Raw genomic sequence first — 9,820 nt, 5'->3', positions numbered from 1 at the left:
AAGTTAATTAAGTTGTTTTGCAAGCAGCCGTCTTTAATTTGAGGATAGGTGAACGTGCGGTAACGACTGCGTTGTTTGAATCTTGGTCTACCGCTGCGTTTTCCATTAGTATCACCTTTGAGGAAACGATCAAACGTTACCTTAACTCGTTTAACTACGTCTTGGAGGACTTGAGAGTAAATCTCGGCATACCAAGGATGGGTCTTTTTGAGTTGAGGTAACGTCTTTTTTTGACTGTAATAATCGGGATTGTCCCGTAGTTCAGGTAAGTGGCAAACTAGGGGACACGCATTAATGGAAGAACAGTTTTCTTCGTACCAGTTGAATCGATCTGCCAACAAATAGTTGTACTGTGCACATAACATTGAGAGCCATCTGTCAATTTCAGTGACTTGCAACTTTGTTGGACGTAATCGATACTGGTAAGAAGTTCTCATTTAAGCGGTGAATGTGTAATTTCAGTCGCGACTTATCAATTAGTATTAATATACTTGAATGCGTTACTTTATGTCAAGTACGCGAATAAATATTTTATTTATACATTCAAAGAAACTTCTGTTAAGTATTAACTTTTATTGCCCAATCTCAACTGGCTACAGAAATGGGTTGAAAAAAGTCGAATAAAATATTTTGTTCGCCTCGTCATCCACCCGTCATCGGTCAAAACATAGTTTTGAATTGGTTGACAGGTGGAATCAGGAGTCTCACCGCGTCTTTCATCCCACACGCTTGTCGAAGCGATTATAGTGTGGGGATTCCCGTCTGTTTAGCTAAATGCAGGGGATTGTTGAGGGAAAACACAGATTGCAATAAATCTGTATGCAAATTCACCTTTTCTACCAAAGAAAACTTAATTTGACTTTGGTCTTTTTTAACTGTAACATAGTGAACTCCCGACTCTTGGCAAAAAATAAGTCCATCCGGCTGTTGTTGCACCCAAGCCAGCCGCTGTTGAATATTCGCTAAATTGATAGCTTGCCAATTTATTTGTTCGTCAATCATCTGATTTTAAATTTTATAGTCCAGGATGCACGAGTGGTCAGAAACCGGGTTTTTCACCCAAATCCTTCGTCGTAGCCGACAGATTCAGCAAAAAACCCGGTTTCTTTGGTTTAACGCGGGTAATCATTAATTTTATTTTCTATATTATTAAAAACTATGAGACAAATTAAGTAGATGATACCCGCTTGTAAGCCACTAATTCCAAACCCGAAATTGAAATTTCCAATCTTTCCCAATCTTGCTTCTCACCTTCCAAATTTTCAAACGCCGCTGAGGTGAGCAAAATCTCTCCCCGTTCCGCCAAATCCTCTCCCAGCTTGGATGCTAGATTAAATTCCGATCCATACATATCCTCTCCTTCCAGCATCAAAACATCGCCGCAGCCAATACCAATGCAGAGGTAAATATCCATCTCCGGTGGCAGTGTCGTGTTGACAGCCCCCGTTTGTTTCAGAGAGTCGATTGCAGCTTCCACTGCTAATTTTACATCGGGAAACACTGCAAAAATATTGTCGGCTTCCTCCTTAACAACAGTACCGCCGCATTCCGAAATTATCGGTTTGACAATTCCGTGCATCCGGTGAATCATTGCCAGAAAATGGATGATTCCGTAGCGGACAGTCGTGCGCGAAAATCCCGACATATCCATTACCAAAATCGTGTGATTTTGGCTGAAAGTTGCATTAATTTCGGCATCAATTTCTGCCATTTTTTCGGGATGTTCGTTTCTTTCTTGCAGCAATTTTTCCAAGTTGGTGCGGTTATTTGTTTTCATTGATTTTAATTAATTAAATTCCCAATCTCGACAGAAAGCTTGAGGGCGACCAGCGGGATGCACTGCACAATTAATGCCGTCTTTCCCGTAATAATAATCGCAGACTTTGCAAGGTTGAGTCTCCTCTAATTTTTTCATCAAAATTGCCCGGATTGTCTGGACTCGATTGCGATATTGGTTGGCATTCGAGTGACTCGGTTCAATTGCCAAAGCTTGCTGAAAAGCTGCTAAACTGGTATCATACAATTTAATGATTTGAGTGCTATATTTTGTCCAAGCATCGGCGCTACTTTGATACAGTTCGATCGTACTTAAGTTTAAAATACCGTATTCCGTCCAAGCGTCCGCTGAAGCTCGATCGAACTTAATATTGGCATTTAGTAACACTTTTTTGATCGTTGACAAAAGTTCCCTCGGCTGCCAAGGTTTGCTAACATACGCTTCGGCGCGATCGATCGCCCTGGAGAACAAAGCTAACTGCTGTCCCTTCCCGGTTAAAAATACGATCGGTATATTCCGAGTTTCGGGATTAGCTTTAATTAAACGGCAAACTCCGTAACCGTCCATGCGGGGCATTACGATATCTAATAATACTAAATCTGGGGAATTTCTTCCAACTTTATCCAGCGCTTCCACACCGTCTGATGCTTGAATTACATTTAATCCGCTGCATCTCAACTGATGTGAAATGCACTCCCGCTGGCTGCGGGAATCTTCCACCACTAAAACTGTACTCATCACTCCCACCCGGTTTCTGATGTAAACTTGTTCGCTGCTTCGAGTTGCCCTGATAAAATTATTTTACCCACATTGGATTATTTTGTTATCACTGGCGAGCTAGATTTACTCAAATTGCAACAAATCTTAAACTGGGAAGTGCAGGCGATATTGATCGCCAAATGCTGGTTGCCAATACGCGGACAATTGTTGAAGGTTTGGGTGGCAAATATTCGGCTTTGGCGTTGCTGATTTACGGTATGAACGGCTAAATATGCAAATCATAAAAACCATTGTCCACAAAGCTTCTGGATTTTTGCCTAATTCTTTTTCATACCCTGATTAAGCAACGCCGAATCTTAAAGATGCAGGCAAATGATTTCGATCGGGACTTACGCATCGAAACCAAAGAAACCGGGTTTTTGCCTAATTGGCTGGCTGGAACGAAGGATTTTGGTAAAAAACCCGGTTTCAAATCGCGCTTGCGTCCAAGATTATTGATGATATTCGATCGCCAGACTTGATTTTAGGGGTTGCATATTTTGAAAAATGTGCTATGGTATGACCTAATCGGTTCTTGTGGAGATCACCCACCAGAGGAAACGGGGAAAGTCCGGTGCGAACCCGGCGCTGTCCCGCAACTGTGATGAAGCGTATAGTCGTTTCTTAGTCAGGATGCCCGCCGATTGTATTGTTCAATTTAATCCATCTGCGAGGTACGGATGTCTTCAGCATTTTGTTTTCAATTCGATTCGATTTTAGAGACGCTGCGCGATCGGCTATTATGCTCCTTAACCCGTGAGAAACCTGTGGTGGAATTGGTTTCTAGGGCTACACAGTGAGTTAAAAAAGTTAGCCTCAACAGCATTATCTAGTTTTAGATGCAAGAAATATTACTGGGCTTTTGCCTGCTGTAATTTCTAACAGCTTTGTTATGGCTATGTTGGAAGTTCAGATAATTTTGTCTTGGATGCGTCACATTGCAATCTGATGGCATTGCTATAGAAAATTCAGCATCGGATACCCTTATTTTCCGACAAATTTTCTATGGAATGTCAAAAACTCAACTGGATAATTCAGAAAATATCAATAGTAAAAATTCAGTCAATTGCGATCGTTCTTTGTACTGATGACTCTATTTATTGATTAACCATACTTAGGAAAAATTATGTCAATTTCAACTGCAACCATTGGATATCCTCGCATTGGTAAAAATCGTGAAGTCAAGAAGGCACTAGAAGCCTTTTGGAGTAACAAATTAAATGCACATAATCTACTGCAAACAGTCAGAAAACTAGAAATAGAAAACTGGCAAACACAGCTAAAATCAGGTATAGATCGCATCGGTGTTGGCGATACTACCCTCTACGATCATGTTCTGGATTGGACAGTTCGCCTGGGGTTAATCCCCGATCGCTTTCAGCATTTATCAGGTTTAGATCGCTACTTTGCAATGGCGCGCGGCAAAGAAGGAATACCGGCGCTAGAAATGACTAAATGGTTCGACACCAACTATCACTACCTGGTACCAGAAATTCCCTCAGAATGGCAGCCTGCCGATTTCAGTGACTTTCTAGAAACAGTTAATCGCGCTCAAACTTTATTAGGCGAAAAAGTAAGACCTATTGTCTTAGGCCCCATTACTTTACTGCGATTGAGTCGGTTTGATATACCCTTAAATGAAGCAGTTTCAAGATTGCTAGAGCGTTATATTGCGTTGCTGAAAGCATTAAAAAACTTGGGTATTTCTGAAGTTCAAATTCACGAACCTGCTTTGGTTATGGGGGATGCTGGCCAATTCAAAGAAGCCTTTGAGTCAACCTATAGTTCCTTCGCTGAAATTAAACTTCCCATCGATTTAGTTACTTACTTTGATGATTTGGGAGATACCTATCCTTGGGTGATGCAGTTACCAGTGGCTGCAATTAGCTTAGATTTCACTCGCGGACGCAATTTGGAATTGCTTAAACAACAGGGATTTCCTGCTGATAAACGATTGGGTGTGGGAATTGTCGATGCTCGCAATATTTGGCAAATCCGTCCAGAAGAAGTGCTGCCAGTGCTGCAAGACATTCAGCGAATTACGCCCGATATTGTAATTCAGCCGTCGGCATCATTGCAGTTTGTTCCCTACGATGCCGCACGGGAAACAAAGTTGCCAGAACCTCTCCGCAACGTGTTGAGTTTTGCCGAACAAAAACTGCAAGCTGTGAAGTTTTTGGCACGCAGTTTAGCCGGAGAAGAGACTGGAAGCGATCGCGCTAAAATTAGCGATGCCTGGAAAACCTTCGAGCAATTTAGCCCTGCCAATATTGCCGTGCAGGAACGTCTGAAAAGCCTGACAACGAATGACTTTCAACGCAAATTGTCCTACGGCTTGCGGCTATCAAAACAGATTTCTCTGCCCATTTTTCCCACCACAACGATCGGCTCATTTCCTCAAACCCCGGAAGTGCGACAACTGCGGCTACGCTACAAAAAGGGTGAATTGAATCAGGAAAACTATCAAGCTGCGATCGACGCTCAAATTGCCGAGAGCATTAAAATCCAAGAAGAAATTGGGCTAGATGTGTTAGTGCATGGCGAATTTGAGCGCACCGATATGGTGGAATACTTTGGACAACAGTTGGATGGATTCGCCTTCACGGCAAATGGCTGGGTACAAAGCTATGGCAGCCGTTACGTGCGTCCGCCGATTATTTACGGTGATGTTGTTCGCACTGCTCCAATGACCGTGCGCGAGTTCAAAGTAGCGCAATCATTGACGCAAAAACCCGTTAAAGGAATGCTAACAGCCCCCGTAACAATTTTAAATTGGTCATATCCGCGCACCGATATTTCCAGACAGGTACAAGCATTTCAAATAGCTCTGGCATTGCGGGATGAAATAGCAGATTTAGAAGCAGCAGGAGCGCAAGTAATTCAAGTAGATGAACCAGCATTGCGCGAAGGCTTACCTCTGAAAGTGGAAAACTGGAATCAATACCTGTCTTGGGCCGTAGATGCGTTTCTTCTGGCAACCGCAAGCGCTCATCCTCAAACTCAAATTCACACGCATATGTGCTACTGCGAATTTGGCGATATCATCAAAGATATTGAACGGTTAGATGCCGATGTAATTTCGATTGAAAATAGCCGCAGCAATAACCAAACGCTGCATGAAATAACCGCCGCAGGTTACACCTATCAAGTGGGTAATGGCGTTTATGACATCCACAGTCCAGTGGTGCCAACGACGGAACAGATTTTGCAACAACTGCGAACTGGCATTGCTAATCTACCAACTGAACAAATTTGGGTAAATCCCGATTGTGGCTTGAAAACACGGCGTTGGGAAGAAGTAATTCCGGCGCTAAAAAATATGGTGGAAGCTGCTAAAATCCTGCGGGAGGAAGTAAATGCGACCGGAAAATAGCGTTTGGCAGGGAAATTTTGGCTGCTGGCAACAGGGATTTATTCACACCAATTTGCTGGTTATTGGTTATACAGGATGGAAGGGATTTGAGTCTTTCGGGCGGGGAGTTGTGGTTTGTGATGTGGATACTCAAGTTCTTGGTTCTACAATGACTAATCTCGAATTAATTCCTTTTCAAATCCAGTTTATTCCTTTGAATTTGATGGGATTTTATCTGCGATCGCTATCCGTTGACTCATCGACTATTCCATCTGTGATAGCAGCAACTGCTAAGTACAATCCAGAGCAAGATATTCTGCTTTTGCTGAAATTTGGTTGTCAAACAGAGGTCAATCTATTAAGCAAACTAGCAATTTCACCTGCCGATTGCTACGAACAAGTCTGTAGGCGCTGGGAGGAATTTCAACCAAGTTTGACACCCTAAAACTTCCGTTCCCAATGCCTAAATAAAATTCAATTCATATTTCGCACAGATGGATAACTTGATACTGGATCTTTAATAGATGATGACATCTGAGACAAATAGCGAAGATTGGCAGCAATCCTTTATTGCAACTAATCTGTTGGTGTTAGGCTATAACGCTTGGCTTGGGTATCTGAATGGTGAACGAGGTGCAGTAATTTGTAGTCTTAATAACCCATTGATGGGAGTTACTGGTGAAACATTCCGATCGCATTTTGTTCCCCGCAGTCGTTTAGCTCCCTTTCTCAATGCTTGGTTATTGGCTCCCGACACCGCCATCCTGCAAAATCACCACATAAACGGTCATATTTTGCAAGCAGCAGATACCTATAACCCTAGCAAAGACATCATTCTGCTGCTGGAATCCGGTCGGGAAGTCACGTTATTTTATCTGCGAAATCTACCGATTTCGCCATTGCAATGTTACGAGCAAATCTGCAAAGGATGGGAAGAATTCCAACCTCAGTCCACCCGTTTGAACGAAGAAAATCTACGATGCAATTGATTCAACACAAAGTTGCGATCGAACCAGTCCTAGAAGGGAAGCTAGAGGGTTTTTTACTTTTGGGGTTTCGGTTTGCGATCGGTTTGGCTAGCGGTGCATTGTTTGTTCCAATAGCAATAGTGCGATCGCAAATAGCAAAGCTGCATCTTCCTAAACAGGATTCTCAATCTAAACCATCTGACTAATTCAGGACAGACGCATCAAGACCAAAGAAACCGGGTTTTTTAGCTAATCTGTAGGCTACAACGAATAATTTTCGTCTAAAAAACCCGGTTTCTTCCTCAATTTTGGTGGGGATGCGTAAATTATCGCAGAAACCCGGTTTCTTAGATGTGCGCGGGGTGTCAGAAAGCAGATTTCTTGCCACCCGCGCGTCCATGACTATATCGATCGCCCTACTGCTAAAATTGAATGTATAATAGTAGCGAAGTAAACCGCTACTCGAAATCATGTCCGTAAACACCGCGCTACCCGCAACCCTAGCTAAAATCGTCCAGCGCTTCCAGCGACACGCCGACCCAAAACAGCGCTACGAACAACTTCTGTGGTATGCTAAGCGACTCCCAGCATTTCCCGAAACCGATAAACAGCCCGAAAACAAAGTTTCTGGCTGCGTATCGCAAGTTTATATTACCGCCAATTTGACTGACGGCAAAGTTTTGTATCAAGGCGATTCTGACGCTCAGTTAGTCAAAGGATTAGTTGGCTTGCTCGTGGAAGGTTTAAGCGGATTAACCCCTGCTGAAATAGTTAGCATTACCCCCGATTTTATTCAAGATACGGGATTGAATGTGAGCCTGACACCTTCCCGCGCTAACGGATTTTATAACATCTTTCAAATGATGAAAAATAAAGCCGTTGCTTGCGAATTAAGCGCGCAAGCAGAAGCAAATTAATAGGAGAAAAAGCCGTGGATTTCCGGATTTTTTGGGGATGCACGAAGAGTATGCAGCGGATTTCGCAAATGCGGTTACATCTTTTGTTTAAGATAATTGTATTTGGTCTGATTTGGTTGTCGTTTTCTTTGCCAGTTTATGCTGTCGGAGAGCCTGCGGTTGTCAATTTGCATGAGAGTATTGTTGAAGGTGCGATCGACTTTCACATCCATTCGTCTCCTGATGTAATTCCCCGCAGGTTAGACGATTTTGAGGTAGCTGAGTCAGCCGCGCGATCGCACATGAAAGCAGTTGTGCTAAAAAATCACTATGGCAGCACAGCAGCACGGGCAGTTCTGGTCAATAAAATTGTACCGCAAATCCAAGTTTTCGGGGGAATTGTTCTCAATCATTCCGTAGGCGGGATTAATCCCGACGCTGTAGAAGCAATGCACCGCATCGGCGGCAAATATGGTAAAGTAGTGTGGCTACCAACCGTTGATTCCGAGCATCATTTGCAGGTTTTTGGCAAATCGGGAATCGGCATTAAAGTTGCGGAAAACGGCCAAGTTTTACCGGAAACAGCAGCGGTACTCAAGATTGTAGCTAGAAATAATTTAGTCTTGGAAACCGGGCACATTTCCTCAGAAGAGGTTATGGCTGTTGTCCGGCAAGCCAAACTTCTCAACATTAAAAACATCCTGATTACCCACGCAATGGCAGATGTACCCGGTTTGTCCCTAGAAAATATGCAAACAGCAGCCCAGATGGGAGCGTTTCTAGAATTAGCATTTGTCAACGATTTGATGGGAGAAAATGCCGCTGATGACGGACACAAAAACTGGCATCATGTTTCGATTAATCAGATGGTAACAGCGATCCAACTAATCGGAGCCGAGCATTTTGTTTTGAGTACAGATTTGGGAAGAAAACCCGATCCTTTGCCTGCCGAAGGTTACAAGTTATTTGTAGAAAAGTTAATGGATGAAGGAATTTCTCAGCGCGAAATTGATTTAATGAGCAAAGAAAATCCCGCTCAATTGTTAGGAATTTAGAAGGAGTAATTGGGCATCGAGTATTAGTAATGGGTAGCCACTAACAAATGACTAATAACCAATGACCAATGACTAATGACTAATGACCAATGACTAATGACCAATGACCAATGACCAATGACTCATGACCAATGACTTCTTCTATTCTTGATTGTCTTTACCACGCACATATCCGTTATCTACAATCCGCCAAGCACCGCCAGAATTGCCTGTCAAATCGCAATCATCCACCGTAGCAATGCCATCTCTGTAAACTGCGATCGCCTCACCTTCATTACCATGAATCCGACAGCGGCGCACGATCAACTTTCCTCCCAATCCGACACCGATTCCCAGACTGCCGTTATCATAGATATTGCAATCTTCTACCGTTGCTTTGCCATGATCAGAGATGAAAATTCCGTTCCATATTCCATCGTGAATTTGACAGCGGCGGATTACTGAATTAGCATCGGGGCCACAAATTACCACCACAGAATAGTTGGCAGAAGTGATATCGCTGTCTTCTATGATTAACTCGCCTTTGCGAATATCTACAGCGTAATATTTGCCCGTTGTGATCAGCGTTAAACCTCGCACTAAAGCACTGTCTGTTTGCATTAAAATGCAGTTTGAATCGCTGCTTTCAACAGTGACGCTACCCGCTTCTATGCTGCCGATAATTTCTACCGATTTGTCGATAATTAGACTTTCTTGGTACAAGCCGGGATGCACATAAATTTTCATACCTGAAACAGCATTTTTCAGCGCTTCGTTAATTGTGGTATAATCTCCTTGACCTTGCTGAGAAACCACAAATTCTTGAGTTTTTGAAGCTGCTGATTCTGAGGTTGATTCTGCAATTTCTTGTACTAATTCAAATTTGGGAGATGCTTCGGCTGTTGCAGAAATTTCCGTTGGCTGCAACCTTTCTTGATATACAGTTTCTAACTGATATTCTAACTCGGATACTTGAGATTGCAGTTGAGTTTGATTTTGATTGGCTGTCTCGATTTGATTTTGGAATTCCGATA

General features: G+C 42.8%; 13 protein-coding genes and 1 riboswitch. Of the genes, 7 read left to right on the top strand and 6 right to left on the bottom strand.

Features of this window, described 5'->3' with window-relative positions; all coding sequences use genetic code 11:
• The 4 genes from QUB66_RS23850 to QUB66_RS23835 form a co-directional block, all read right to left on the bottom strand.
• Positions 1-437, bottom strand: a 437-nt coding sequence (locus QUB66_RS23850) for an RNA-guided endonuclease InsQ/TnpB family protein (RefSeq protein WP_332966033.1), incomplete at its 3' end; no start/stop codon positions are given.
• A gap of 304 nt (positions 438-741) precedes the next feature.
• Positions 742-1,002: a hypothetical protein gene (locus QUB66_RS23845; RefSeq protein ID WP_265237254.1), complete on the bottom strand. Its 261-nt coding sequence runs from the start codon at positions 1,000-1,002 to the stop codon at positions 742-744.
• Between the two features lie 166 nt (positions 1,003-1,168).
• Entirely contained in the window at positions 1,169-1,777 is a 609-nt protein-coding gene (locus tag QUB66_RS23840) for an adenylate/guanylate cyclase domain-containing protein (RefSeq protein WP_265237252.1), read from the bottom strand.
• A 9-nt stretch (positions 1,778-1,786) separates the two neighbouring features.
• Entirely contained in the window at positions 1,787-2,515 is a 729-nt protein-coding gene (locus QUB66_RS23835) for a response regulator (protein ID WP_265237250.1), read from the bottom strand.
• A 344-nt stretch (positions 2,516-2,859) separates the two neighbouring features.
• Between QUB66_RS23835 and QUB66_RS23830 the strand changes: the two genes are divergently transcribed.
• The 5 genes from QUB66_RS23830 (at position 2,860) to QUB66_RS23810 (ending at position 7,062) form a co-directional block, all read left to right on the top strand.
• Positions 2,860-3,018 carry a hypothetical protein gene (locus tag QUB66_RS23830; RefSeq protein WP_332966036.1) on the top strand — a complete coding sequence of 53 codons (159 nt, stop codon included), beginning with the start codon at positions 2,860-2,862 and terminating at the stop codon, positions 3,016-3,018.
• A gap of 30 nt (positions 3,019-3,048) precedes the next feature.
• Positions 3,049-3,195, top strand: a riboswitch (cobalamin riboswitch).
• 467 nt (positions 3,196-3,662) lie between these two features.
• Positions 3,663-5,909, top strand: a complete 2,247-nt coding sequence (metE, locus tag QUB66_RS23825) for a 5-methyltetrahydropteroyltriglutamate--homocysteine S-methyltransferase (protein WP_332966037.1) — start codon at positions 3,663-3,665, stop codon at positions 5,907-5,909.
• Positions 5,893-6,333: a hypothetical protein gene (locus tag QUB66_RS23820; protein WP_332966039.1), complete on the top strand. Its 441-nt coding sequence runs from the start codon at positions 5,893-5,895 to the stop codon at positions 6,331-6,333. The genes metE and QUB66_RS23820 overlap by 17 nt, the downstream gene beginning before the upstream one ends.
• Positions 6,334-6,412: 79 nt before the next feature.
• Positions 6,413-6,877, top strand: coding sequence for a hypothetical protein (locus tag QUB66_RS23815; protein ID WP_332966041.1), 465 nt, complete (start codon positions 6,413-6,415; stop codon positions 6,875-6,877).
• A complete protein-coding gene (locus QUB66_RS23810; RefSeq protein ID WP_332966043.1) occupies positions 6,868-7,062 on the top strand; it encodes a hypothetical protein in 195 nt (64 codons plus the stop codon). Before QUB66_RS23815 ends, QUB66_RS23810 begins: the two co-directional genes overlap by 10 nt.
• Here QUB66_RS23810 and QUB66_RS23805 read toward each other — a convergent pair.
• Entirely contained in the window at positions 7,059-7,328 is a 270-nt protein-coding gene (locus QUB66_RS23805; protein ID WP_332966045.1) for a hypothetical protein, read from the bottom strand. The two genes, QUB66_RS23810 and QUB66_RS23805, sit on opposite strands and share 4 nt — an antisense overlap.
• Here QUB66_RS23805 and QUB66_RS23800 point away from each other — a divergent pair.
• Positions 7,327-7,773, top strand: a complete 447-nt coding sequence (locus tag QUB66_RS23800) for a SufE family protein (protein WP_332966047.1) — start codon at positions 7,327-7,329, stop codon at positions 7,771-7,773. The genes QUB66_RS23805 and QUB66_RS23800 overlap by 2 nt on opposite strands.
• A 14-nt stretch (positions 7,774-7,787) precedes the next feature.
• Positions 7,788-8,807: a DUF6282 family protein gene (locus QUB66_RS23795; protein ID WP_332971283.1), complete on the top strand. Its 1,020-nt coding sequence runs from the start codon at positions 7,788-7,790 to the stop codon at positions 8,805-8,807.
• Positions 8,808-8,948: 141 nt separating this feature from the next.
• Here QUB66_RS23795 and QUB66_RS23790 read toward each other — a convergent pair.
• On the bottom strand, positions 8,949-9,820 hold an 872-nt coding region (locus tag QUB66_RS23790; RefSeq protein WP_332966051.1), incomplete at its 5' end, for a right-handed parallel beta-helix repeat-containing protein.

The organism is Microcoleus sp. A2-C3, from assembly GCF_036706065.1.
In the GTDB taxonomy this organism is placed as follows: domain Bacteria; phylum Cyanobacteriota; class Cyanobacteriia; order Cyanobacteriales; family Microcoleaceae; genus Microcoleus.
This window is presented reverse-complemented; position numbering and strand designations above follow the sequence as displayed.

Excerpts from the sequence above, each read along its gene's own strand:
- QUB66_RS23835 (WP_265237250.1), bottom strand. The coding sequence starts at position 2,515 with ATGAGTACAGTTTTAGTGGTGGAAGATTCCCGCAGCCAGCGGGAGTGC.
- QUB66_RS23845 (WP_265237254.1), bottom strand. The coding sequence starts at position 1,002 with ATGATTGACGAACAAATAAATTGGCAAGCTATCAATTTAGCGAATATT.
- QUB66_RS23810 (WP_332966043.1), top strand. The coding sequence starts at position 6,868 with ATGCAATTGATTCAACACAAAGTTGCGATCGAACCAGTCCTAGAAGGG.
- QUB66_RS23815 (WP_332966041.1), top strand. The coding sequence starts at position 6,413 with ATGATGACATCTGAGACAAATAGCGAAGATTGGCAGCAATCCTTTATT.
- QUB66_RS23800 (WP_332966047.1), top strand. The coding sequence starts at position 7,327 with ATGTCCGTAAACACCGCGCTACCCGCAACCCTAGCTAAAATCGTCCAG.
- QUB66_RS23830 (WP_332966036.1), top strand. The coding sequence starts at position 2,860 with ATGCAGGCAAATGATTTCGATCGGGACTTACGCATCGAAACCAAAGAA.
- QUB66_RS23820 (WP_332966039.1), top strand. The coding sequence starts at position 5,893 with ATGCGACCGGAAAATAGCGTTTGGCAGGGAAATTTTGGCTGCTGGCAA.
- metE (WP_332966037.1), top strand. The coding sequence starts at position 3,663 with ATGTCAATTTCAACTGCAACCATTGGATATCCTCGCATTGGTAAAAAT.
- QUB66_RS23840 (WP_265237252.1), bottom strand. The coding sequence starts at position 1,777 with ATGAAAACAAATAACCGCACCAACTTGGAAAAATTGCTGCAAGAAAGA.
- QUB66_RS23805 (WP_332966045.1), bottom strand. The coding sequence starts at position 7,328 with ATGATTTCGAGTAGCGGTTTACTTCGCTACTATTATACATTCAATTTT.